This is a genomic window from Nocardioides sp. NPDC057577 (genome assembly GCF_042801335.1).
Classification (GTDB): Bacteria; Actinomycetota; Actinomycetes; order Propionibacteriales; family Nocardioidaceae; genus Nocardioides.
The window spans coordinates 20,857-44,663 of the sequence record NZ_JBHVGB010000013.1; the positions used below are offsets into that span (position 1 = coordinate 20,857).

Consider the following 23,807-nt stretch of genomic DNA (forward strand, 5'->3'; position numbering starts at 1 on the left):
TCACAACTAAACCTATTGACTTAGCCCATGAATCCCACGGTCGACGTCCACCAGCACCTGTGGCCGCCGGGGTTAGTCGAGGAGCTGCGCCGCCGGCGGCAGCCTCCGTACCTCGACGGCTGGGTGCTCCACCTCGACGGGGAGCCGCCCTACTCCGTCGACCCGGAAGATCACGATCTCACCCGTCGCGCGACGCAGGAGGACGGGCTCGTCCTGCTGTCGCTCTCCAGCCCGCTGGGGATCGAGTCGCTCGCCCCCGCCGAGGCGCACCGGCTGCTCGACGCCTGGCACGGCTTCGCCGACGACCTGCCCGCCGACTACGGGCTGTGGGCCGCGCCCGCCCTCGTCGAACCGGACCTCGACGGCCTCGCGAAGACCCTGGCGCACGACCGCGTCCACGGCCTCCAGGTGCCGGCGACCGCGCTGGCGACCCCGTCCGCGCTCGAGGCCCTCGCGCCGGTGCTCACCACGGTCCAGCAGGCCGACCTGCCCGTCCTCGTGCACCCGGGACCCGCCGGCCCGGGCACACCGACCGACGTGCCCGGCTGGTGGCCCGCCCTGACCTCGTACGTCGCCCAGCAGAGCGCCGCGTGGCACTCCTGGCACATCGCGGGGCGGTCGCTGCTGCCGACCCTGCGGATCGCGTTCGTGGGGCTGGCCGGACTCGCGCCGCTCCACCACGAGCGCCTCGCGCAGCGCGGCGGGAACCTCGGTGCGATCGACCGGCACGTCTACTACGAGACCTCGTCCTACGGCACCCAGGCGATCGACGCGATGTCCCGCGTGGTCGGTGTGGACCCGCTGGTGAACGGTTCGGACCGGCCCTACGCCGAGCCGATCGGCCACGGCCGAAGCGGAGCCCGAGGCGATCAGTACGGCCTCGGCGAGGCCCTGAGCCGGGCGATCTTCGTCGTCAACCCGCACCATCTGCTCACCGGAGGACACCGATGACCATCACCGAACCGACCGTGACCGGGCCCACCGTCGACGGGGTACTGAGCGCCGCGGACCTTCCCGATCTGCCGGGACGTACGCTCGCTCCCGGCGAGCTGCGCGCCTGGGTCGACGAGCTCGCCGCGCACCCCGAGCGGTGGGAGCACCTGGCGCGCCACGACACCGGCGGTCGCCACTACGTCTCGCTCCACCGCGACAAGGACATCGACGTGTGGCTGCTGTGCTGGAACACCGTCGACGACACCGGCTGGCACGACCACGACATCTCCTCGGGCGCGGTCGCGGTCACCCACGGATCGGTCTTCGAGCTGCAGCCGAGGTTCGGCGGCGAACCCGTTCAACGGGAGGTCGGCGCGGGCGGCAGCTTCGGCTTCGGGCCCGACCACATCCACCGGATGAGCGGCGCGGTCGACGGCTCGGTCTCGATCCATGCCTACTCGCCGCCGCTGTGGCGGATGGGGCAGTACGCGATCAGCGACGACGGCGTGATGCGCCGCGTCTCGGTCTCCTACGCCGACGAGCTGCGCCCGATCGAGGACTGAGCGACCGCGGTGCGGACGCGGCGACACCTCGGGCATCGGGTCCCGGTTGACCGACAGGCCAGGGGAGATGTGGCACATTTCAAGCACCGAGGAGCGAGGATCGGACACCGAGACCGACTTTCCTTTTCTGTTTAACATCTTCGGTTCCGTCCGCCGATCTGGCAGGCTGATGATCTTGTGCACAGGCGTCCGCAGGTGAAGAACGACAGACAGGAGCGGTGGCTGTGATCGAGTTCGAGGGCGTGACCAAGCGCTATCCGGACGGCACCGTTGCGGTGGAAGACCTCTCCCTGACGGTCGACACCGGGCAGATCACCGTGCTCGTCGGGCCTTCGGGATGTGGCAAGACGACCGCACTGCGGATGATCAACCGGATGATCGAGCCGAGCTCCGGCCGGATCCTGATCGACGGTGACGACGTCACCAGCCGCCCGGAGGCACAGCTGCGGCGCGAGATCGGCTACGTGATCCAGGGCGCCGGGCTCTTCCCGCACCGCACGGTCCTCGACAACGTCGCGACCGTCCCGATCCTGCAGGGCATCTCGCGTCGAGAGGCCCGCACGAGCGCCCTCGACCTGCTCGAGCGCGTCGGGCTCGCAGCCGACCTCGGCGAGCGCTACCCGGCCCAGCTCTCGGGAGGACAGCAGCAGCGCGTCGGCGTCGCCCGGGCGCTCGCGGCCGACCCGCCGGTGCTGCTCATGGACGAGCCGTTCTCGGCCGTCGACCCGGTCGTACGCGACGACCTCCAGCAGGAGCTGCTCCGGCTCCAGGGCGAGCTCGGCAAGACGATCGTCCTGGTCACCCACGACATCGACGAGGCGATCCGGCTCGGCGACAAGGTCGCCGTCTTCGCCCAACGCGCCCGCCTGGCCCAGTTCGCCGCGCCCGCCGATCTCCTCGCCGCCCCTGCCGACGACTTCGTCGCCTCGCTCGTCGGTCGCGACCGCGGCTTCCGGGGCCTCGGCTTCGCCGACGGGAGCTCGGTCGCGCTCACGCCCATCGACCACGGCGTCGACGGGCTCGCCCTCGAGGTCGACCACGACGGCCGACCGCTGGGCTGGCGCGGTCCCGACGGGCTCCTCCCGACCGAAGGCACTTTCAGCGACGGCGCCAACCTGCGTACGGTCACCGACCTGGTCATCCTCTCGCCCGCCGGCGCCGCGATCCGGGTCGACGCCGAGGGTCGCGCCGACGGCCTGGTCCTGCTCGAGGACCTGGCCGGCAGCGTACGTTCCCAGCAGCGGGAGCGGCTGACGGCCCTGGCCACGTCCGCGCCGGCCACGGAGGAGGCCGGGTGAGCGACATCTGGCGCTACCTCCAGACCAACGGCGACGACGTCCTCACCGCGCTCGTCCAGCACATCTGGCTCGCGCTCCTGCCGGTGGCGATCGCCTTCTTCCTCGCGCTGCCGCTCGGCGCCCTGGTCCATCGCTACGTCCCGGCGCGCCACATCGCGCTCACCGCCGGCAGCGTGATCTACACCGTCCCGTCGCTGGCCCTGCTCCTGCTGCTCCCGGGCATCCTCGGCACCAGCGTCCTCGATCCGGTCAACGTGGTCATCGCGCTCACCCTCTACTCGCTCGCCCTGCTCGTCCGCACGACCGCCGACGGTCTCGACGCGGTCGACACCACCGTGCTGCAGGCCGCCACCGCGATGGGCTATCGGCCCCTACGCCGCTGGTTCACGGTCCAGCTGCCGCTGGCGATGCCGGTGATCCTGACGGGTCTGCGGGTGGCGACGGTGGCCAACGTGAGCATGGTCAGCATCGCGGCCCTGATCGGCATCGGCGGCCTCGGGCAGCTCTTCACCCGAGGGTTCCAGCTCGGCTTCTACCTGCCGCCGATCATCATCGGACTGGTCCTCTCGGTCGCCCTCGCGGTCGTCGCCGACCTCCTCATCGTCGCCTTCCAGCGCGGGATCACCCCATGGGCGCGAGCGGGTGCCCGATGAGTCTCGACTATCTGCTCGACGCCGCCAACTGGTCGCTGACCAGCCCCGACGGATTCCCCCAGCGCATCCTCGAGCACCTCGGCTACACGGTTCTCGCCCTGACCATCGCCGCAGTGATCGCGTTCCCGATCGGCCTGCTGATCGGCCACACCGGCCGCGGCGCGCTCGTCGCCATCAACCTCGGCAACGCCGGCCGCGCGCTGCCGACCCTCGGCGTGCTCATGCTCGCGCTCGGCCTGGTCGGGATCGGCCTGGTCCCGGTCACGATCGCGCTGGTCGTGCTCGCCATCCCACCCATCCTCGCCACGACGTACGCCGGCATCCAGTCCGTCGCCGACGAGACCGTCGACGCGGCGCGAGGTGTCGGCATGACCGAGGCCCAGATCGCCTGGCGCGTCGAGGTCCCGATCGCGCTGCCGATCATCATCGGCGGCCTGCGCAACGCGTCGCTCCAGGTGGTCTCGACCGCGACCATCGCCGCGTACGTCGGTCTCGGCGGCCTCGGTCGCTATCTCTTCGACGGACTGGCCACGCTCCAGTACGACCAGGTGGTCGCCGGCGCGATCGTGATCGCGGTGCTCGCGGTGGTGGTCGACCTGACACTCGCCGGTGCGCAGCGGCTCCTCGTCTCGCCCGGCGTCGACGGCCGCGGCGCCCGAGACCGTCCGACCACCGTCCGCCCCGAACCGCAACCCGAACCCGCCGGCTGACCCATCCAGCAACCGAGAGGTATCTCAATGTCCCGCCGAATCCGCACCACCGCGTACCTGTTCGCGACGCTCGCCGTGGCAGGCACCCTGACCGCCTGCGGCGGTGACCCGCTCGACTCCGGATCGGACTCCGACTCGGGCGGCGGCACGATCGTCGTCGGCTCGGCCAACTTCCCCGAGAGCGAGCTGCTCATGGAGATGTACGCCCAGGCTCTCGAGGCCGAGGGCGTCAAGGTCGAGACCAAGCCCAACATCGGGTCCCGCGAGGTCTACATGGAGGCCTTCAAGAGCGGCGACATCGACCTGCTGCCGGAGTACAACGGAGCGCTGCTGGCCTACCTGAAGCCCGACGGCGTGCCCGACGACATCTCCGCCCCCGAGGACGTCTACGAGGCGCTCCAGGACGTCCTGCCGGAGGGAACCGAGACCCTGCCGCAGTCCGAGGCCGAGGACAAGGACACCCTCACCGTCACCAAGGAGACGGCCTCGAAGTACTCGCTGACCAGCATCGAAGACCTCGCGCCGGTCGCGAAGGACCTCTCGCTGGGCGCCGGCCCGGAGTTCAAGGAGCGCCACCAGGGCGTCGTCGGCCTGACGGACGTCTACGGGGTCACCTTCAAGGAGTTCAAGCCGCTCGACGCCGGCGGCCCGCTGGTCAAGGGCGCGCTGGAGAAGGGCGACATCGACGTCGCCAACGTCTTCTCCACCGACTCCCAGATCCCGACCAGCGGATGGGTCGTCCTGGAGGACCCGAAGAACCTCTTCCTCTCCCAGAACGTCGTCCCGCTGATCCGCTCCGACGCGCTCAGCAGCGACGCCGAGACGGCGCTCAACGCGGTCTCCGAGGCGCTGACCACCGCCAACCTCACCGAGGCCCTGGCCAAGGTCCAGGTCGACAAGGCCGACCCGGCCACCGTCGCCAAGGAGTTCCTCGCCGACAACGGCGTCAGCTGAGCGCTGACCCCAGGCTGCTCCGGTAGGCGAGAAGTCCTTCGAGCCCTCGCAGGAACGTCTCGCCCACCGGGGCCGGATCGGTCAGACAGCCGGCCGCCATCGCACCGTCTCGCAGCATGACGAAGTGGCGGCCGGCGAACTCCGAATCAGGCTTCCCGGTGGCCGCGAAGAGCTCGGTCATCGTGGCCAGGAACCACTGCCGGTGCTCGAGCACCGCCTGATGGACCACGTGCGCCGGGTCCGGATACTCGGCCGCGGCGTTGAGGAACGCGCAACCCCGGAATCCCTCGCTCTGGATGTCCGCGGCGATCGACCGGCCGACGGTCCGGATGAGGTCGTCGGGGTCCTCGACCTCTGACCGGGCGCCGTCCACGCGCGCCCGGATCGCCTCGTCGGCCTGCGTCAGGTACGCCACGACGAGGTCGTCCTTGCTCCGGAAGTGCCGATAGAGCGTTGCCCGCGTGACCTGCGCCTCGGCGATCACGCGATCGACTCCGACCGAGTGCAGACCCTCGGTGTAGAAGAGCCGGCTCGCCGTGGTGAGCAGTCGATCCCGGGCCTCAGACATCCGCCATTCCTCTCGTTCTACGTTGTCTCGACGGTAGCAGACAGAACGATCGGTCTTGCATTTGTCGATCGGCTGGTGCAGACTCTCGACTCAGGTAGAACGATCGTTCTGTCTCCCAGCTTGATCCGAGAAAGGGATCCGATGTCCACCTCCGTCGAGACCGGTCACTCCGGCACACTGAGCACCCCGACCCACGCACTGCCGAAGCTCTACTTCTTCCGCTTCGGGTTCGCGATCGTCTGGGCCGTCCTGGTCGCTCTCACCGCGACGACGCTCAACGCCGCGAGCATCGCGCTGCTGGTGATCTACCCGCTGTTCGACGTGGCGGCCGCGGTGGTCGACCACCGCACCTCGGGCGCCGACGGCCCGCGCGTCCTGCTCTACGTCAACATGGCGCTCAGCCTGCTCACCGCTGTCGGCGTCGCCGTCGCCGCCACCTCCGGGATCCCGGGGATCCTGCGGGTGTGGGGCGCCTGGGCGATCACCGCCGGCCTGGTCCAGCTGTTCGTCGCGGTACGCCGCTACCGACTCGGTGGTCAGTGGGCGATGATCCTCAGCGGCGGGATCTCGACCTTCGCCGGAACCGGCTTCATCCTGATGGCCGCCGGCCCGAAGGCGTCGCTCACCGGCCTCGCGGGCTACGCCACCCTGGGCGGCATCTTCTTCCTGATCTCTGCCCTCCGGCTGCGCCGGCGCGCGGGTAAGGTCAACTGACATGACGAGCTCCAGCCAAGACCTGACCGTCGACGTCATCATCATCGGCGCCGGACCGACCGGCGAGAACGTCGCCGACCGCGTCGTGCAGGGCGGCCTGACCGCGGCCATCGTCGAGAGCGAGCTCGTCGGCGGCGAGTGCTCCTACTGGGCCTGCATGCCCACGAAGGCGCTGCTCCGCGACGCGGCTGCCCTGCGGGCCGCCCGGGCCCTTCCTGCTGCCGGCAAGGCGGTCACCGGCACCCTCGACCCCGCCGCCGTGTTCGCTCGACGCAACTCCTTCGCCTCCGACTGGAACGACTCGGGCCAGGTCGACTGGCTGACCGGCGCCGGGATCACCCTGGTCCGCGGACACGGGCGCATCACCGGCACCCGTTCTGTCACGGTCACCGCCGAGGACGGCACGACCACGAACCTCGAGGCACGCCACGCCGTGGTCGTCTCCACGGGCAGCTCCTCCCTCATCCCGCCGATCCCCGGCCTGGAGGAGGCCGGCCCGTGGACCAACCGGGAGGCCGCCGGCGCCACGTCCGTACCCGGTCGCCTGGCGATCATCGGCGGCGGAGTCGTCGGCGCCGAGATGGCGACCGCCTTCAGCGCCCTCGGTTCGCAGGTGACGCTGATCTCCCGCACCCGGCTCCTGCCGGGAGTCGAGCAGTTCGCGGGTGAGCAGGTGGCCGATGCGCTCCGGACGTACGGGGTCACGCTCCACCTGGACGCCGGTGCGACCGAGGCCCGGCGTGATGACGGCGGCGAGGTGCGGGTGACTCTCTCCGACGGCACCGAGGTGACCGCGGACGAGGTCCTCGTGGCCACCGGCCGGGTGCCCAACACCAAGGACCTCGGGCTCGAGCACGTCGGTCTCGAGCCCGGCAGCTGGCTGAAGGTCGACGACGCCCTGGCGGTGGTCGACGACAGCGGGCAGCTCGAGGACGGCTGGCTCTATGCCGCTGGTGACGTCAACCATCGGGCGCTGCTGACCCACCACGGGAAGTACCAGGCCCGCGCGCTGGGCGACCAGATCGCGGCACGTGCTCGCGGCGAGGAGCCCGACCTGAGCACCTGGGGGCGTCACGCCGCCACCGCCGACGAGCGCGCCACCACCCAGGTGATCTTCACCGACCCCGAGGTCGTCGCCGTCGGACACTCCGCCGAGTCGGCCGAGGCGGCCGGCATCGAGGTCGGCGTCGTCGACTACGACCTCGGCTCGGTCTCCGGCGCATCGCTGCACGCGGACGGCTACCGCGGTCAGGCGCGGATGGTCATCGACGAGGAGCGCAAGATCCTGGTCGGCTTCACCGCGGTCGGCCCGGACATCTCCGAGCTCCTGCACGCCGCCACCATCGCGATCGTCGGCGAGGTCCCGCTGGACCGCCTCTGGCACGCAGTCCCCGCCTACCCGACCATCAGCGAGATCTGGCTCCGCCTGCTCGAGACCGCGGGACGCGACCGCTAGCGACGATCAGCCGAACCGGATCTGCATACGACGGCCCCTCCCCGATTCATCAACGGCTGCCCGCCAGAGCCAGAAACCCGAGCGCGCCGAGCGCGAGGCTCCAAACGAGTTGAACAGCAAGAATCGGGCCAGCAAAGGTGTGCCCGGTCACGACGGTGGCGGTGAGCGCGAGGATGCAGACGGCGCCGCCGACAAAGGCGGCGACCATGGAAACGACTGCCAGCGGAACTGGTCGGCGTCCGGCGAAGCCCGCGGAGTACGAGAACACCGTCAATGTCAGCCATCCGGTCAGGGTCGTCGAAGCCGCCAAGAGGAAGGCAGCCAACGGGAAGCCCGAGATTTCGCCCACGCTGAACGATGCGGTGATGGCCGTGGAGGCCGCGAATGAGATTGCGAACAGCGCAACGAACGCCAAGACCGTCCGCGACTTGCGTGTCGTCTTGTTCGGATCTGCACGCACTGCGATCTCCAGGCCGCCCGTCGGCACGAGGTCAGCATCGCCTCATCAGCAGACCAGACGACCCGCCGACGGGAAAACTATCAGGGCGGAGCACGATCGCTAGGCGTCAGAACAGCTGGCGGAGGTTGGCCTTGCTGAGGTCGATCAGCTCGTCACCTCGGCCGGACATGACCGACCGCAGGGCGTAGAGGGTGAAGCCCTTGAGCTGCTCGGCGGTGATGTTGGGCGGGATGGAGAGCTCCTGGCGCTCGGTGACGACGTCGAGGAGCGCGGGGCCGTCGTGGCCGAGGACGTCGGCGACCGCGTCCGGGAGATCTTCGGAGCGTTCGACGCGACGCGCGTAGATGCCCATCGCGTTGGCGACGTCGGCGAAGTTCGGGTTCACCAGGTCGGTGCCGTAGGTGACGAAGCCGGCAGCCTTCATCTCGAGCTCGACGAAGTTCAACGAGGAGTTGTTGAACACGACGAGCTTGACCGGGAGCCGGTTCTGGATGAGGGTGACCAGCTCGCCGAGCAGCATGGTGAGCCCGCCGTCACCGGCGAGCGCGACGATCTGCCGGCCCGGGTGGGCGACCTGGGCGCCGACCGCCTGCGACAGCGCGTTGGCCATCGAGCCGTGGGCGAAGGAGCCGATCAGCCGGCGGCGACCGTTCATGGTCAGATAGCGCGCCGCCCACACGACCGGCGACCCGACGTCGGGGATGAAGACGGCGTCGGCGGCGGCGCTCTGGTCGACCAGCCGAGCGAGGTACTGCGGATGGATCGGCGCCTTCGACTTCGACGGGGTGGCAAGCTCGTCGAGCTTGGTCCGGGTGCGGCGGTAGTGGTCCAGGGAGTCGTCCAGGTGCCGCCGGTCATCACTGCGGCCGAGCAGCGGCAGCAACGCCGAGGCCGTGTCCTTGACCGTCCCCACCAACCCGAGCTCGATCGGGTGGCGACGACCGAGCTGCTCGCCGCGTACGTCGACCTGGATGGTCTTCGCGCGCTTCGGGAAGAACTGCCGATAAGGGAAGTCGGTGCCGAGCATCAGCAGCGTGTCGGCCCGCTCCATCGCGCGGTAGCCGGAGGCGAAGCCCAGCAGGCCGGTCATCCCCACGTCGTAGGGGTTGTCGTACTCCAGGAACTCCTTCCCGCGAAGGGCGTGCACCACCGGGGCACCGAGCGTCTCGGCCAGGGCCACCACCTCGTCGTGCGCGCCGGCACAGCCGGCGCCGGCGAGGATGGTAACGCTCTCACCCGCGTTCAGCAGGTCGGCCGCCCGCCTGATCGCGTCCTCCTCGGGGATGACGCGGGAGCGCGTCGGACGGATCTCGACGGACCGCTCGACCACGGACTCGGCCAGCGCGACGTCGCCGGGGATCACCAGCACCGCCACCCCCTGCTTCTCGACCGCCGTACGCATCGCGATCTCGAGCACGTGCGGCATCTGGCTCGGCTGGGCGACGTACTCGGTGTAGACCGAGCACTCGCGGAACAGCTCCTGCGGATGCGTCTCCTGGAAGTAGCCGGTGCCGATCTCGGCGGTCGGGATGTGGGCGGCGATCGCGAGCACCGGCACCCGCGAGCGGTTGGCGTCGAAGAGCCCGTTGATCAGGTGGAGGTTGCCAGGCCCACAGCTCCCGGCGACCACCGCGAGGTCACCCGTGGTGGCCGCGTCGGCGGCCGCCGCGAACGCGGCAGCCTCCTCGTGCCGTACGTGGATCCAGCTGATGTCCCCGTTCTTGCGGAGCGCGTCGGTGAACCCGTTGAGGGAGTCACCCGGGATCCCGTAGACGCGGCGGACACCGCTGGCGGACAAGGTGGACACGATCTGTTCGGCGATGGTCGACATGCGGTCTCCTTCTCGACGCGTACGTCATCCACCGTAGGTCGGCGACCATGCAGACCCGGGCAGGCTCAGCGACCGACGGAGAGAAGATCGGCGTACGCGTCGCCCAGACCGTCCGCCAGGATGGCCCGTAGAGCGAGGGCGAGCTGGTCGCGGATATAGGAGTCGAGGGTCCTGGTCTGCTCGAAGTACCAGTGCTTGAGCGCCCATGCGTGCGCGAGCAGCAGCAGGTTGTAGGCGACCAGGTCCGGGTCGGCGGCGACCAGCTTCCCGGCCCCGACCCCGTCACGCACCGCGGCGCGCAGCGGCTCGCTGGTCTCGACCTCGAGGCGCTTGATCCGGTCGCGTCCGGCCTCGTCGAGCGACTTGGACTCGCGGTAGGTCAGCACCGCGGCGTGGCGATGGGAGTCGATGACCCGGCAGTAGGCCGCGAAGGCTGCCGCCAGGCGGCGTACGGGATCCTCGCCGGCCTCCTCGACCGCCGCCGGGACCGTGGTCGAGAAGGCATCGAGCACGTCGGTGATGACAGCGAGGAGAACGTCGTCCTTGCTGCCGAAGTAGCGGTAGATCAGGCCGACACTCACGCCCGCCTCGGCCGCCAGCGCCTGCATCGAGACCGCCTCGGAGCCGTCGCGCTCCATGAGTCGCGCCGCCGCGTCGAGCAGCTGGCGGGAGCGGTGCTCGACCAGCGCCTGCCGGGCGGCGTCGTGCGGCTTGATCGATGTGGCGGGCTCTGACATGGGTCTCCTCCTGAGGTGAATCGAGATTCATCCTAGGGCAAAAACTCCTCGCGAGACGTTGACCATCTCAGAAAATGAATATACGTTCACTCTCACTGAACCAATATTCACTCTTTGCTGTGGAGGCAGTCGTGAGCCAGTTCGAGGACATCACCTACGAGGTCGACGGCGCGGCCGGGATCATCACGATCAACCGGCCGGCCCGCTACAACGCGTTCCGCTCGAAGACGGTCGACGAGCTCATCGCCGCCTTCAACGCGGCCTGGTCCGACCAGAACGTACGAGCCGTCGTGCTGACCGGTTCGGGCGAGAAGGCCTTCTGCACCGGCGGCGACGTCAAGCAGCGCGCCGAGACCGGCGACTACGGTCCCGCCGAGCTGGGCCGGTTCCGGATCGGGGAGCTCCACAAGCTGATGCGCGACATCCCCAAGCCGGTCATCGCCGCGGTCAACGGCATCGCGATCGGCGGAGGCCACGTCCTGCAGGTGCTCGCCGACGTCTCGATCGCCAGCGAGACCGCGCGCTTCGGCCAGGCCGGCCCCCGCGTCGGCTCCTTCGACGCCGGGTTCGGGTCGGCGTACCTCTCCCGGGTCGTGGGCGAGAAGAAGGCCCGCGAGATCTGGTTCTTCTGCCGGCAGTACTCCGCGCAGGAGGCCCTCGACATGGGGCTGGTCAACAAGGTCGTCCCGGCCGACGAGCTGCTGAAGGAGGCGAAGTCCTGGTGCGAGGAGGTCTCGGCGCTCAGCCCGACCGCGATCCGCTTCCTGAAGCAGTCCTTCAACGCCGACACCGACCACCAGGCCGGGCTGTCGAACCTGGCGATGAGCGCGCTCGACATCTTCGGCGTCTCGCCCGAGGGCATGGAGGGCGCGACCGCGTTCGCCGAGAAGCGCACGCCCGACTTCGCCCCGCACGTCAACTGGCACTGAGCCGCCGCCGCGAGCGAAGGAAGAGACCATGCACTACGGGTTCGACGAGGACGAAGAAGCCTTCCGTGTCGAGGTGCACCGGTGGGCCGAGAAGGTCCTCGCGCCGCACTATCAAGACGATGACAAGGCGGCGGTCTTCCGTCGTCAGCAGGCCCTGGACATGGCCCAGATGGGTCTGACCAGCCTGCGGATCCCGGAGGAGTACGGCGGCCAGGACGCCACCGCGGTCATCGCGGGCATCACCGCGGAGGAGGTCGGCCGGGCCGACTTCAACGCCGGCTACCTGATCATCAACACCGCGCTGATCAGCGACATCCTGGTGCGCAACTGCACCGAGGAGCAGAAGCAGGCGTGGCTGCCGGGCATCGCGTCCGGCGAGAGCGTGCCCTGCATCATGATCACCGAGCCGGGGGCCGGTACGGACGCAGCAAGTCTCGGGCTCAAGGCCGTTCCGGACGGGCCCGATGCCTGGGTGCTCAACGGCGAGAAGACCTCGATCACGCTGGGCATGGCCGCCGACGGCGCCGTGGTGCTGGCGCGCACCGGAGGAGACGGAGCCCGCGGGGTCAGCGCCTTCTGGGTCGACATGTCCGGCCCCGGCATCTCCCGGACCGCGTTCGACGACCTGGGCAGCCGCGCCATCGGCCGGGCCTCGATCCACTTCGACGGGGTCCGGGTCACCCGTGCCGACCTGATCGGCGAGGAGGGCGGCGGGTTCGTCTCCGTCATGCAGGGCTTCGACTACTCGCGGGCGATCATCGGGCTGCTCTGCCTGGGCGCCGCCCAGCAGAGCCTCGACGAGGCCCTGCAGTGGTCGCGCGACCGGGTCGCGTTCGGGAAGCCGATCGGCACCTTCCAGGGCGTCTCGTTCCCGCTCGCCGAGCAGGCGACGTACGTCGCAGGGGCCCGTCACATCTGCTACGAGGCGCTCTGGCGCAAGGACAACGACCTCGACCACAGCGCCGAGGCCGCGATGGCGAAGTTCTGGGCCCCCAAGCTCGCGACCGATGTCATCCATCAGTGCCTGCTGACCCTCGGACACATCGGCTACTCGACCGAGCACAAGGTCGGCCAGCGCCTGCGCGACGTCATCGGCCTGGAGATCGGTGACGGCACCGCCCAGGTCTCCAAGCTCGTCATCTCCCGCAACCTGCTCGGCCGCGCGTACGCGCCCTGAGCCCGCACTCGAAGGGACTACACCATGGGAAAGCTCGACAACAAGATCGCGATCGTCACCGGCGCCGGGCAGGGCATCGGCGCCGGCGTCGCCGCCAAGCTCAGCGCGGAGGGGGCGACGGTCGTCGTCACCGACATCAACGAGGAGACCGCGAAGCAGACCGCGTCGGCCCTCGGGAACGGCGCCATCGGCATCCGCACCGACGTCACCGACCGCGACTCGGTGGACGCGATGGTGGACCAGGTCCTCGCCGAGCTCGGTCGGATCGACGTACTCGTGAACAACGCGGGCTGGGACAAGGGCGAGCCGTTCGTGGACTCCGAGCCGGAGACCTGGGACCGGATCATCCAGATCAACCTCTACGGCGTGCTCAACACCTCCAAGAAGGTGCTGCCGATCATGGCGGAGCAGGGCTTCGGGAAGGTGGTCAACCTCGGCTCCGACGCCGGCCGGGTCGGCTCCTCCGGCGAGGCCGTCTACTCGGCCGCCAAGGGCGGCGTCATCGCGTTCACCAAGGCGATGGCCCGCGAGATGGCCCGCGCCAAGGTCAACGTGAACTGCGTCTGCCCGGGACCGACCGACACCGCCCTGTTCGCCTCGATGGGCGGCGACAAGCTGCGTGAGGCGCTGCAGAAGGCGATCCCGCTGCGCCGCCTCGGCCAGCCCGAGGACCTCGCCAACGCGATCGCCTTCCTCGCCTCCGACGAGGCCTCCTTCATCACCGGCCAGACCGTCAGCGTCAGCGGCGGCCTCACCATGAGCTGACCGGCTCAGGAACGGGAACCGGACATGTTCGAGACACTGCTGTCGCCCGAGCGGATCGCTCGGGAGACCCGCGCCGGACACTGGCGCGACAAGGTCATCACCGACTTCCTCGCCGAGGCGGCCGCCACCACCCCGGAGAAGGTCGCCTTCGTCGACAGCCGTCGTCAGGTCACCTTCGCCGAGCTCGCGGCCGACGTCGACCGGGTGGCGCTGGGCCTGCGGGCCAAGGGCATCGGCCCGGGCGACGTCGTCTCCTTCCAGCTGCCCAACTGGATCGAGTGGATCGTGGTCCACTACGCCGCGACCCGGGTCGGCGCGGTCAGCAACCCGCTGATCCCGATCTACCGGGAGCGCGAGGTCGGCTTCATGGTCGGTCTGGCGAAGTCGAAGCTGATCGTGGTTCCCACCGAGTTCCGCGGATTCCGCTATCCCGAGATGATCGAGCGGCTGCGCGGCGAGTGGGACTTCGATCCCGAGGTGGTCGTGGTCGGCGAGCGGTCCTGGACCGACCTGGCGGCAGCGGGCGACGACCAGGATCCGCGGGTCCTCGACGAGCTGCGACCCGACCCCAACGACGTCACGCTGCTGATCTTCACCTCGGGCACCACCGGGGAACCGAAGGGCGTGATGCACACGCACAACACCATGGTGGCGGCCAACGACCCGCTGCCGGAGCGGCTCGGCATCACCGCCGACAGCGTGCTCCACATGGCCTCGACCCTGGCCCACCTGACCGGCTTCCTGTACGGCGCCCGGCTGAACGTGCAGAACGGCGCCACCTGCGTACTCCAGGACGTCTGGGACCCGCAGGCCTTCGTCGAGCTGATCGCGAAGCACCGGATCAGCTACACCTCGGCCGCGACGCCGTTCCTGCACGACCTGATCACCGCGGCCAACCTGACAGATCACGACACCGGCTCGCTGGAGCGCTTCTGCTGCATGGGCGCTCCGATCCCGCGGGCGATGGTCCGTGAGGCCAAGCAGAAGCTGCCCGGCCTGGTCGTGGTCGGCGGTTGGGGTCAGTCCGAGGAGGGCCTGGTCACCATCGGCATCCCGGGCGACCCCGAGGAGAAGATCGTCGAGACCGACGGCTTCCCGTGGCCCGGGATGGAGATCCGGGTGGTCGACGTGACCTCCGGAGAGGAGCTGCCGGCCGGCGAGGAGGGTGCCCTGCAGGTCCGCGGACCCTTCCTCTTCGTGGGGTACGCCGATCGGCTCGAGCTCACTCGCGAGCAGCTGCGACCGGCGGACGACGACCGGGGCGACTGGTTCGACACCGGCGACCTGGCCTACGTCGACCCCGACGGCTACCTCCGGATCTCTGGTCGTACGAAGGACGTGATCATCCGCGGCGGGGAGAACATCCCGGTCGCCTACATCGAGAACGTCCTCTACGAGCACCCGGACATCGACGCGGTCGCCGTCGTCGCGATCCCCGACCCGCGGCTTCAGGAGCGGGCGTGCGCCTGTGTCGTCCTCGGCAACGGGCACAACGGCTTCGGGATGGAGAAGATGCAGGCGTTCCTCGCCGAGAAGGGCGTGGCCAAGCAGTACTGGCCCGAGAAGCTGGTCGTGCTCGACGACTTCCCCAAGACCCCGAGCGGCAAGATCCAGAAGTTCCAGCTGCGCGAGCAGGTCTCCGACCACACGGGTGGTGCGGGATGAGCACCGCCTATCTGGTCGACGGGCTTCGTACTCCCTTCGGGCGGTACGCCGGCGCGCTGGCCGCGGTCCGGCCGGACGACCTCGCCGCCCATGTGATCGGCCACCTGGTCGACCGGTACGCCACGGTCGACTGGGCGCGCCTGGACGACGTGCTCCTCGGTTGCGCCAACCAGGCCGGCGAGGACAACCGCAACGTCGCCCGGATGGCCGGGCTGCTCGCCGGCCTCCCGGTCGACGTGCCGGGAGGCACGGTCAACCGGTTGTGCGGTTCGGGCCTGGACTCGGTCGCGCAGGGCGCCCGGATGATCCGGGCCGGCGAGGCCGATCTGGTGGTCGCCGGCGGGGTGGAGTCGATGACCCGGGCCCCGTGGGTGATGCCGAAGGCCGCCGGAGCGTGGTCACGCAGCAACGACGTGCACGACACCACCATCGGGTGGCGGTTCGTGAACCCCGCCATGGCAGCCGCCTACGGCACCGAGGCGATGCCGCAGACCGCTCAGAACCTCGCCACCGAGCGCGAGATCAGCCGGGCCGACCAGGACGCGTTCGCGCTCCGTTCCCAGGAGCGGGCCGCGAAGGCGATCGCAGACGGACGGCTGGCACGAGAGATCACCCCGGTCCCGGTGCCGATTCGCGGCAGCGGCGACCCGGTCATCGTCGACGCCGACGAGCACCCGCGCTCGACGACCTTCGAGAAGCTCGGCGCGTTGCGGCCGATCGTCGAGAACGGTTCGATCACCGCGGGAAACTCCTCGGGCGTCAACGACGGGGCCGCCGTCGTGCTGCTGGCCTCCGAGCGGGCCGTCTCCACCTACGGTCTCACCCCGCTGGCCCGGGTGAGCGGAGCAGCCGTCGCCGGCGTACCGCCCCGGATCATGGGTATCGGCCCGGTCCCGGCCACCCGCAAGCTCCTCGACCGTGCCGGGCTCACGCTCGGCGACGTCGACGTGATCGAGCTCAACGAGGCCTTCGCCGCGCAGGCGCTCGCGGTGACCCGCGAGCTCGGGCTCCCCGACGACGCCGACCACGTCAACCCCAACGGCGGCGCGATCGCGCTCGGCCACCCGCTCGGCGCCAGCGGGGGCCGGCTCGCCCTCACCGCCGCCATCGAGCTGTCCGTACGCAGCGCCCGCCGCGCCGTCGCCACCATGTGCATCGGCGTCGGCCAGGGCATCTCACTACTCCTGGAGACCCCATGACGACCTACGAGACCCTCCTCGTCGAGGTCAGCGACCGCGTCGCGGTGATCACGCTCAACCGGCCCGAGGTCCGCAACGCGATCAACGCCCGGGTCCAGACCGACCTGCGCGCCGCCCTCGACGCCTGTCGCAACGACGACACCGTCGGCGCCGTGGTGCTGACCGGCGCCGGGGAGAAGGCCTTCGCCGCGGGTGCGGACATCGGCCAGCTGCAGAACTACGACCTGCACACCGGCCTGGTGTCCTCGATGCAGCGGCTCTACGACGAGGTCGAGACGTACGAGAAGCCCACCATCGCCGCGGTCAACGGGTACGCCCTCGGCGGAGGCTGCGAGCTCGCGATGGCGTGCGACATCCGGATCGCGGCCGACACCGCGCGGTTCGGCCTCCCCGAGACCAACCTGTCGGTCCTGCCCGGTGCCGGCGGCACGCAGCGGCTCGCCCGGCTCGTCGGGGTCGGCCGCGCGATCGACCTGATCCTGACCGGCGACATGCTCGGCGCGCAGGACGCGCTCGCCGCGGGCCTGGTCACGCGTGTCACCGACCCCGATGCCCTGCTCCCGACGGCACACGAGGTGGCGCGGTCGATCCTGGCCAAGGGGCCGCTGGCGGTCCGGCTGGCGAAGACGGTCATCCGCACCGGGATGGATGCCGACCGGCGTACCGGACTCGTCGTGGAGCAGCTGGCCCAGTCGCTGCTCTACACGACCGACGACAAGCGTGAGGGAGCGGAGGCCTTCCTGGCCAAGCGGGCGCCGGAGTGGAGCGGACGATGATCGAGAAGGTTCTCGTCGCGGGCTCCGGGGCCATGGGATCGCAGATCGCGATGGTCGCCGCGCTCGCCGGGTGCGAGGTCACCCTCTACGACATCGACCGGGGCGCGCTCGACCGTGCGCTCGCCGACCTCCGCACGCGGCTCGACCGCCAGGTCGCCAAGGGCCGCCGGCCCGCCGAGGAGGTCGAGGCTGCCCTCGGCCGCCTGGCCCTCACCACGGACCTGACCGAGGAGACCGCCGACGTCGACCTGGTGATCGAGGCGATCGTGGAGCGGCTCCCGCTCAAGCGGGCGTTCTTCGCGCGACTGGACGGGCTCTGCCCCGCACGGACGCTGCTGGCCAGCAACTCCTCCAGCTTCGTACCGTCCTCGATGGCTTCCGCCACCGCCCGCGCGGACCGGTTCCTCAACATGCACTTCTTCAACCCCGCCCTGGTGATGGCCTGCGTGGAGGTGGTGCGCGGGCCGCAGACCGCGGACGTCACCGTCGAGGAAGCGCTGGAGTTCGTGAAACGTCTCGGCAAGACCTCGGTGGTGCTCGACAACGAGATCCCGGGCTTCGTCGCCAACCGTCTCCTCGGGGCCGTACGCGACGAGGCGATCGGCCTCCTCGAGGGCGGCTACGCCGGGGTCGAGGCGATCGACACCGCCGCGCGGACCGCGCTGGGCTACCCGATGGGGCCCTTCGAGCTGATGGACCTCACCGGCATCGACATCGGCCACCTCACCAAGAGCGCCCGCTTCGAGGAGACCGGCGACCCGGCCGACGCGCCCTCCGCGACCGTCACCCGGCTGGTCGATCAGGGCCACCTCGGCCGCAAGAGCGGCCGCGGCTTCTACACCTACGACGAGGCGGGCAACCGCACCGGCACCGCCGACCTGAAGGGACAGGACTGATGGATCTCACGCTCACCGAGGAGCAGCTGGCGTTCAAGAAGATGGCGCGCGACTTCCTCGACAAGGAGGTCGTGCCGTTCCGTGCAGAGTGGGACCGCCGCGAGGCCGTCGACCTCGCGATCGTCCCCAAGCTCGGCGAGCTCGGCTTCTTCGGGCTCACCATCCCGGAGGAGTACGGAGGCGTCGGCGGCGACTACATCACCTACTGCCTCGGCATGGAGGAGCTCGGCCGCGCCGACTCCTCGATCCGCGGCATCGTGTCGGTCTCGATGGGCCTGTTCGGCAAGGTCCTGCTCGACCACGGCTCGGAGGAGCAGAAACAGCAGTGGCTCCCGGGCATCGCGACCGGCGCCCAGCTGGGCTGCTTCGGTCTCACCGAGCCCGACAACGGCTCCGACCCCTCGGGCCTGAAGACCCGGGCCGTGCGCGACGGCAGCGACTGGGTCATCAACGGGTCGAAGATCTTCATCACCAACGGCACCTGGGCCGACGTGTGCATGGTCTTCGCCCGCACCGGAGGCGAGGGAGCCCGGGGCATCTCGGCCTTCCTCGTGCCCACCGACGCTCCCGGCTTCGGACGCACCGAGATCCACGGCAAGCTCGGCCTGCGCGGCCAGGCCACCGCCGAGCTGAGCTTCGACGACGTCCGTGTCCCGGCGGACGCGATCGTCGGTGCCGAGGGGGACGGCTTCAGGTTCGCGATGACCTCGCTCGACAAGGGCCGGGTCTCGGTCGGCGCAGGCTGCACCGGGATCATCCAGGGCTGCCTGGAGGCGGTGGTCGACTACACGACCCAGCGCCGTCAGTTCGGCAAGCCGATCGCCTCCTACCAGCTGATCCAGGACATGATCGCGGAGATCTCGGTCGACGCCGATGCCGCGCGGCTGCTCACCTGGCGTGCGGCCACGCTCATCGAGGCCGGCGAGCCGTTCGGCACCGAGGCGTGCAAGGCCAAGCTGTTCGCCTCCGAGGCCGCGGTCAAGGCGGCGAACCTGGCGATCCAGGCCTTCGGCGGCTACGGGTACGTCGACGAGTACCCCGTCCAGAAATACATGCGCGACGCCCGCGTCATGACCCTCTACGAGGGCACCAGCCAGATCCAGAAGCTCCTCATCGGCCGCGCCGAGACCGGCATCAACGCGTTCGTCTGACCCCGAAAGGAGGGCCTGTCATGGCCCAGACCCCGTTCGACCTGTTCTCGATCGACCACCTCCTCACCGAGGAGGACCGGGCGATCCGCGACACCGTCCGCGCCTATGTCGACAAATCGGTGAAACCCCATGTCGCCGACTGGTACGAGACCGGCCAGATCCCCGCCAAGGAGCTGGCCAAGGAGCTCGGCAGCCTCGGCGTCCTCGGCATGCACCTGGAGGGCTACGGCTGCGCCGGGACCTCCGCGACGGCGTACGGCCTGGCCTGTCTCGAGCTCGAGGCCGGAGACTCCGGGCTGCGCTCGCTGGTCTCGGTCCAGGGCTCCCTGGCGATGTACGCCATCTGGAAGTGGGGCAGCGAGGAGCAGAAGCAGGAGTGGCTGCCGCGGATGGCCGCCGGGGAGGCGATCGGCTGCTTCGGGCTCACCGAGCCCGACTTCGGCTCCAACCCCGCCGGCATGCGCACCCGCGCCCGCCGCGACGCTGGCGGCGACTGGATCCTGACCGGCAACAAGATGTGGATCACCAACGGCTCCGTCGCCGACGTCGCCGTGGTCTGGGCCCAGACCGACGAGGGCGACGACGGCAAGGGCGTCCGCGGCTTCGTCGTCCCCACCGACACCCCCGGTTTCTCCGCGCCCGCGATCAAGCACAAGCTCTCGCTGCGTGCTTCGGTGACCAGCGAGCTGGTGCTCGACGACGTACGCCTCCCCGCCTCCGCCGCCTTCCCGGAGGTCAGGGGCCTGAGGGGTCCGCTCTCCTGCCTCAACGAGGCCCGCTTCGGCATCGTCTTCGGCGCACTGGGTGCTGCCCGCGACTGCCTCGAGACGGCGATCGACTACGCGGCCGGCCGCGACATCTTCGACAAGCCGCTCTCGGCGTACCAGATCACCCAGACCAAGCTCGCCGACATGGCCCTCGAGCTCGGCAAGGGCATGCTGCTCGCCGTCCAGCTCGGACGACTCAAGGACGAGGGACTGCTACGGCCGGAGCAGATCTCGCTCGGCAAGCTCAACAACGTCCGCGAGGCGATCGCGATCGCGCGGGAGTGCCGCACCATCCTCGGGGCCGCCGGCATCACGCTGGAGTTCCCGATCATGCGCCACGCCAACAACCTCGAGTCGGTGCTCACCTACGAGGGCACCAGCGAGGTGCACCAGCTGATCATCGGCCAGGCGCTGACCGGACAGGCTGCCTATCGCTAGCGGGCTCCGCCCGGCTCGCCGACAGCAGCCCACCGATCAGCAGGGCGAGTGCCACCAGCAGGAGTACGCCACCGACGCCGAGCAGCACACCGATCGCGGTGCCCAGCGCCGGAACGGTCGCCCCGACGGCTGCGACGGCGGTCACCGGGGCACTGCCGTCGGCGTTCATCACCACGATGGTCCACTCACCCGACTCGACGTCCCAGGTGAGGGTCCGGGGCCCGGTGCCGGTCGTCGAGGCGACCCAGATCCCAGCGTCCGCGGGGAGGGTCGCCGGGGCGGCTCCGGACGCCGTGTCGTAGGTCGGGGTCCGGCCGTCGAAGCCGTCGATCGTCGAGTGCCGGACACCGTCGAGGTACGCGGCGATGTCCTCGGACCGCCCGATGCCCACGAAGAGCGGCCGCTCGTCGGCCGAGGTGACGACCAGCCTCGTATCCCCGATCAGTCGCTCGGGGACATCCACCCCGGGGCCGGTCTCGACGGAGATCGACTCGGAGGTGATCGCGTGACCAGGAGTGGAGATCGCCACCACGTCGGTCATCAGATAGCCGTCGGAGTCGCGCAGGATCGAGGCCACCGTGAGCGCAGCTCCGCCGGCGATGAAGCCGAACGAGATCACCAGGAGGACGCTGCCGGCCACGACGGCGATGACCCGCCCGGCCGTCCAGCGGCTCCGGGTCGGACGGGGCTCCTCAGGTCGCTCGCTCGTCATGGGGCCCGCCTCGCGCGGCCGCCCCGCCGGGTCACTCACGGAACAGTCCGATGACGTTGCCGCCGGGGTCGCGGAACATCGCGAAGAACCCGACGTCGGGGATCTCGGTGGGCGGTACGACGGTCTCGCCGCCCAGCTCGCCGACGCGACGGAGGCTGCCCTCGAGGTCGTCGGTCGAGGCGTACACCGTGAGGTAGGAGGGCATCTCGTCGCGGGTCTGCATGACGCCGCCTCCGATGCCGCCATCCGGGGGCGCCACCAGCCAGTAGTCGGGCCCGGACTCCTTGATATCCCAGCCGAACAGGTCGCGGTAGAACTCGACGAGCCCCTTCCCGTCCGGCCCGGCGATCTCGAAGTGCACCACAGGATGTGCCATCACCGTCTCCTTCCGTCTCCTTCGAGCATCCGACGAGACGCTGGAACGGTCGCAGGGGAGAAGGTCCGCACCGGCCGGTCATTGGTCCTGCGCCCGGCGGGCACTCGACCACCCCAGGCACACCAGGGAGCCCGCGACGACAGCCATGACACCTTGCAGCGGATCGAGGCCCACGAAGGGCAGCTGGACCGCGAGCTCGACGAGGAGCAGGGACCCGGCCGCGACCGCCGCGGCACCCATCCACCGCGATCGCCGCCATGCCAGGACGGCCGTAGCCGCGCAGGGAACCGCGACGGTTCCGGCCAGCCACAGCGCGGGCAGCGCCCACGACTCCAGACCCAGTGCCTCCAGGTCGCTGACCGGCGGGGCGAAGGTGCCGGTGAGCAGCTGGACCGATCCGACCGCAGCGGCGGCGCCGGTCAGCGCGGAGAGGACCCCGACCGTACGTCGCCACGCGGGCACCGGGGCGATCGCGCCGGCACCCGCAGTGCTCACTGGTCGCGCCTCGACGAGACCGTCGCCGCGTGCGAGCCGGCGAGGTCCAGCGCGATCGCCAGGATCAGCGTGCCGGTCCAGACGTTGACCGGGTCGAACAGGAGCGGCTCGTCGGCCCCCACGTTGTTCGCGATGAGCCAGATGATGAACCAGACGATCGTCATCGGCGATCCCACCTTCCGCCGCGCGTCCCCACGACTGCGCCTGCTCACGACGCTAGAGGCACCGTCGTCGCGCCGGTGAGGGCCGAACTGCCCGTACGCCGGGACGGTGGTCCCTCAGCCCTGCTGGCGCAGGTAGCGACCGAAGTGGGGGACGGTGAACGCGATCCGGCCGCGTTCGCCGGAGTAGATCAGGCCCTTCTTCATCAGCGCGTCGCGCGCCGGGGAGAGCGACTGCGGCTTCTTGTTGAGGAAGGCGGCGACATCCGCGGTGGCGACGGTGCCGATGTCGTCGGCGCCGAGCTCGACGGCGGCGTCGGCCATCGCCCGCAGATAGTCCCGCTCCGCGGGGGTGGCGCGCTCGTAGCGCGAGCCGAAGAAGCCGACCGCCAGCTCGCGCTCGGCCTCGGGGGCCGCGACCTTCACATCCTCCAGGGTGATCGGCGAGCGCGGTGCCTGGTCCCACACGGTCTTGCCGTAGGCCTGGATGAAGTAGGGGTAACCGCCGGTGGCGGCGTACATCTCCGCCAGGGCGGCGGGCTCGAACTCGGCCTCCTCCTCGCCGGCGGGGGCGGCGAGGGCGCGGTCGGCGGCGTCACGCTGCAGACGGTCGATGCGCTGGTAGGAGAAGAGCCGCTCGGAGTAGGACTTGCTCGCCGAGAGCACTGCCGGCAGATGCGGCAGGCCGGCGCCGACGACGATCACCGGCAGTCCCGACTGGCTGATCTCGTGGCAGGCCGCGCACATCGCCGAGACGTCGTCGGGGCCGAGGTCCTGCATCTCGTCGATGAAGACGCCGACGCCCTTGCCGACATCGGCAGCGAGCCCGCCGACGTCGGTGAGCAGCTCGACCAGGTCGATCTCTATGTCACCGGAGTCGGCCCGGCCCCGCACCGCCGGCGCCTCGATGCCGGGTGACCACTGCTCGCGCAGCTTGGCGTTGGGACCGGCCTCTCGCTGGGCGAAGGAGCGGATGACGCCGAGCACGTGGTCGACGTCGTCGGAGCTCGGATGACCGAGCTCGCGCACGGCCTGATGCAGGGCGCTCGACAGCGGCCGGCGCAACGACTGGTCGGGGCGCGCCTCCATCTTCCCGGTGCCCCACCCCTTGCGGACCGCCGCGGACCGCAGCGTGTTGAGCAGGACGGTCTTGCCGACCCCACGGAGCCCGGTGAGCACCAGCGACCGCTCCGGGCGACCGCGCGCCACCCGCTCCAGCACCACATCGAACTGCCCGAGCTGCTCGTTGCGGCCGGCGAGCTCAGGGGGCCGCTGACCGGCGCCGGGAGCGTACGGATTGCGGATCGGGTCCATGATCAGACGATATCCACATCTCTAGGACGCGTCTTAGATTTCGCTAGCGAGCCACATCTTTCACGAGCGTAGGTCTCTATTCATCTTTCTAAGATCAATCCTAGAAAGG

26 protein-coding genes are annotated in these 23,807 nt (G+C 70.1%); 17 read left to right on the plus strand and 9 right to left on the minus strand.

Going from position 1 to position 23,807, the window contains the following annotated elements; translation table 11 throughout:
- Positions 1–27: 27 nt before the first annotated feature.
- The 6 genes from ACFU7D_RS04530 to ACFU7D_RS04555 all read left to right on the plus strand — a co-directional run bounded on the left by ACFU7D_RS04530 (position 28) and on the right by ACFU7D_RS04555 (position 5,111).
- Complete coding sequence (locus ACFU7D_RS04530) at positions 28–951, plus strand: amidohydrolase family protein (RefSeq protein WP_378863885.1); 924 nt, start codon at positions 28–30, stop codon at positions 949–951.
- Positions 948–1,496, plus strand: a complete 549-nt coding sequence (locus tag ACFU7D_RS04535) for a cysteine dioxygenase (protein ID WP_378727369.1) — start codon at positions 948–950, stop codon at positions 1,494–1,496. Before ACFU7D_RS04530 ends, ACFU7D_RS04535 begins: the two co-directional genes overlap by 4 nt.
- Before the next feature lie 224 nt (positions 1,497–1,720).
- Positions 1,721–2,794 carry an ABC transporter ATP-binding protein gene (locus ACFU7D_RS04540; RefSeq protein ID WP_378863985.1) on the plus strand — a complete coding sequence of 358 codons (1,074 nt, stop codon included), beginning with the start codon at positions 1,721–1,723 and terminating at the stop codon, positions 2,792–2,794.
- Positions 2,791–3,447 (plus strand): ABC transporter permease, encoded by a 657-nt coding sequence (locus tag ACFU7D_RS04545; protein WP_378863888.1) that lies wholly within the window; start codon positions 2,791–2,793, stop codon positions 3,445–3,447. Before ACFU7D_RS04540 ends, ACFU7D_RS04545 begins: the two co-directional genes overlap by 4 nt.
- Positions 3,444–4,157 (plus strand): ABC transporter permease, encoded by a 714-nt coding sequence (locus tag ACFU7D_RS04550; RefSeq protein WP_378863891.1) that lies wholly within the window; start codon positions 3,444–3,446, stop codon positions 4,155–4,157. Before ACFU7D_RS04545 ends, ACFU7D_RS04550 begins: the two co-directional genes overlap by 4 nt.
- A gap of 27 nt (positions 4,158–4,184) precedes the next feature.
- On the plus strand, positions 4,185–5,111 hold the full coding sequence (locus ACFU7D_RS04555) for an ABC transporter substrate-binding protein (protein ID WP_378727365.1): 927 nt from the start codon (positions 4,185–4,187) through the stop codon (positions 5,109–5,111).
- Here the strand turns inward: ACFU7D_RS04555 and ACFU7D_RS04560 are convergent.
- The gene (locus ACFU7D_RS04560; RefSeq protein WP_378863894.1) at positions 5,104–5,679 is read right to left on the minus strand and encodes a TetR/AcrR family transcriptional regulator; all 576 of its coding nucleotides are present in this window, start codon (positions 5,677–5,679) and stop codon (positions 5,104–5,106) included. The two genes, ACFU7D_RS04555 and ACFU7D_RS04560, sit on opposite strands and share 8 nt — an antisense overlap.
- Before the next feature lie 141 nt (positions 5,680–5,820).
- Between ACFU7D_RS04560 and ACFU7D_RS04565 the strand changes: the two genes are divergently transcribed.
- A complete protein-coding gene (locus ACFU7D_RS04565; RefSeq protein WP_378863897.1) occupies positions 5,821–6,393 on the plus strand; it encodes a hypothetical protein in 573 nt (190 codons plus the stop codon).
- Position 6,394: 1 nt separating this feature from the next.
- Entirely contained in the window at positions 6,395–7,849 is a 1,455-nt protein-coding gene (locus ACFU7D_RS04570; protein WP_378863900.1) for a dihydrolipoyl dehydrogenase family protein, read from the plus strand.
- 49 nt (positions 7,850–7,898) lie between these two features.
- Here the strand turns inward: ACFU7D_RS04570 and ACFU7D_RS04575 are convergent, their stop codons facing one another.
- From ACFU7D_RS04575 to ACFU7D_RS04585, 3 genes are all read right to left on the minus strand, one after another.
- Positions 7,899–8,336, minus strand: coding sequence for a hypothetical protein (locus ACFU7D_RS04575; protein ID WP_378863903.1), 438 nt, complete (start codon positions 8,334–8,336; stop codon positions 7,899–7,901).
- A gap of 79 nt (positions 8,337–8,415) precedes the next feature.
- Complete coding sequence (gene poxB / locus ACFU7D_RS04580) at positions 8,416–10,140, minus strand: ubiquinone-dependent pyruvate dehydrogenase (protein WP_378863906.1); 1,725 nt, start codon at positions 10,138–10,140, stop codon at positions 8,416–8,418.
- Between the two features lie 65 nt (positions 10,141–10,205).
- Positions 10,206–10,877 (minus strand): TetR/AcrR family transcriptional regulator, encoded by a 672-nt coding sequence (locus ACFU7D_RS04585; RefSeq protein ID WP_378863909.1) that lies wholly within the window; start codon positions 10,875–10,877, stop codon positions 10,206–10,208.
- Between the two features lie 131 nt (positions 10,878–11,008).
- On the opposite strand from ACFU7D_RS04585, the gene ACFU7D_RS04590 reads away from it, so the two are divergent.
- The 9 genes from ACFU7D_RS04590 to ACFU7D_RS04630 are packed head-to-tail and all read left to right on the plus strand — an operon-like array spanning position 11,009 to position 20,640.
- On the plus strand, positions 11,009–11,806 hold the full coding sequence (locus ACFU7D_RS04590; protein WP_378863912.1) for an enoyl-CoA hydratase-related protein: 798 nt from the start codon (positions 11,009–11,011) through the stop codon (positions 11,804–11,806).
- Between the two features lie 28 nt (positions 11,807–11,834).
- On the plus strand, positions 11,835–12,983 hold the full coding sequence (locus ACFU7D_RS04595; RefSeq protein WP_378863915.1) for an acyl-CoA dehydrogenase family protein: 1,149 nt from the start codon (positions 11,835–11,837) through the stop codon (positions 12,981–12,983).
- Positions 12,984–13,007: 24 nt separating this feature from the next.
- Positions 13,008–13,748, plus strand: a complete 741-nt coding sequence (locus ACFU7D_RS04600) for an SDR family NAD(P)-dependent oxidoreductase (RefSeq protein WP_378727357.1) — start codon at positions 13,008–13,010, stop codon at positions 13,746–13,748.
- A gap of 24 nt (positions 13,749–13,772) precedes the next feature.
- The gene (locus ACFU7D_RS04605) at positions 13,773–15,413 is read left to right on the plus strand and encodes an AMP-binding protein (protein WP_378863917.1); all 1,641 of its coding nucleotides are present in this window, start codon (positions 13,773–13,775) and stop codon (positions 15,411–15,413) included.
- Positions 15,410–16,612 (plus strand): 3-oxoadipyl-CoA thiolase, encoded by a 1,203-nt coding sequence (pcaF, locus tag ACFU7D_RS04610; RefSeq protein ID WP_378863920.1) that lies wholly within the window; start codon positions 15,410–15,412, stop codon positions 16,610–16,612. Before ACFU7D_RS04605 ends, pcaF begins: the two co-directional genes overlap by 4 nt.
- On the plus strand, positions 16,609–17,388 hold the full coding sequence (locus ACFU7D_RS04615) for an enoyl-CoA hydratase/isomerase family protein (protein WP_378863923.1): 780 nt from the start codon (positions 16,609–16,611) through the stop codon (positions 17,386–17,388). Before pcaF ends, ACFU7D_RS04615 begins: the two co-directional genes overlap by 4 nt.
- Positions 17,385–18,284 carry a 3-hydroxyacyl-CoA dehydrogenase family protein gene (locus tag ACFU7D_RS04620; protein WP_378863925.1) on the plus strand — a complete coding sequence of 300 codons (900 nt, stop codon included), beginning with the start codon at positions 17,385–17,387 and terminating at the stop codon, positions 18,282–18,284. The genes ACFU7D_RS04615 and ACFU7D_RS04620 overlap by 4 nt, the downstream gene beginning before the upstream one ends.
- Positions 18,284–19,435 (plus strand): acyl-CoA dehydrogenase family protein, encoded by a 1,152-nt coding sequence (locus ACFU7D_RS04625; protein ID WP_378863928.1) that lies wholly within the window; start codon positions 18,284–18,286, stop codon positions 19,433–19,435. Before ACFU7D_RS04620 ends, ACFU7D_RS04625 begins: the two co-directional genes overlap by 1 nt.
- A gap of 20 nt (positions 19,436–19,455) precedes the next feature.
- On the plus strand, positions 19,456–20,640 hold the full coding sequence (locus ACFU7D_RS04630) for an acyl-CoA dehydrogenase family protein (protein ID WP_378863931.1): 1,185 nt from the start codon (positions 19,456–19,458) through the stop codon (positions 20,638–20,640).
- On the opposite strand, the gene ACFU7D_RS04635 is transcribed toward ACFU7D_RS04630, so the two are convergent.
- From ACFU7D_RS04635 to ACFU7D_RS04655, 5 genes are all read right to left on the minus strand, one after another.
- On the minus strand, positions 20,600–21,352 hold the full coding sequence (locus ACFU7D_RS04635) for a hypothetical protein (RefSeq protein ID WP_378727352.1): 753 nt from the start codon (positions 21,350–21,352) through the stop codon (positions 20,600–20,602). The two genes, ACFU7D_RS04630 and ACFU7D_RS04635, sit on opposite strands and share 41 nt — an antisense overlap.
- Before the next feature lie 31 nt (positions 21,353–21,383).
- Entirely contained in the window at positions 21,384–21,728 is a 345-nt protein-coding gene (locus tag ACFU7D_RS04640; protein WP_378727351.1) for a VOC family protein, read from the minus strand.
- 78 nt (positions 21,729–21,806) lie between these two features.
- A complete protein-coding gene (locus ACFU7D_RS04645; RefSeq protein ID WP_378863934.1) occupies positions 21,807–22,223 on the minus strand; it encodes a hypothetical protein in 417 nt (138 codons plus the stop codon).
- Positions 22,220–22,387, minus strand: a complete 168-nt coding sequence (locus ACFU7D_RS04650; protein ID WP_378727348.1) for a hypothetical protein — start codon at positions 22,385–22,387, stop codon at positions 22,220–22,222. The genes ACFU7D_RS04645 and ACFU7D_RS04650 overlap by 4 nt, the downstream gene beginning before the upstream one ends.
- 114 nt (positions 22,388–22,501) lie before the next feature.
- Positions 22,502–23,698, minus strand: a complete 1,197-nt coding sequence (locus tag ACFU7D_RS04655; RefSeq protein ID WP_378727347.1) for an AAA family ATPase — start codon at positions 23,696–23,698, stop codon at positions 22,502–22,504.
- Between the last annotated feature and the right edge of the window lie 109 nt (positions 23,699–23,807).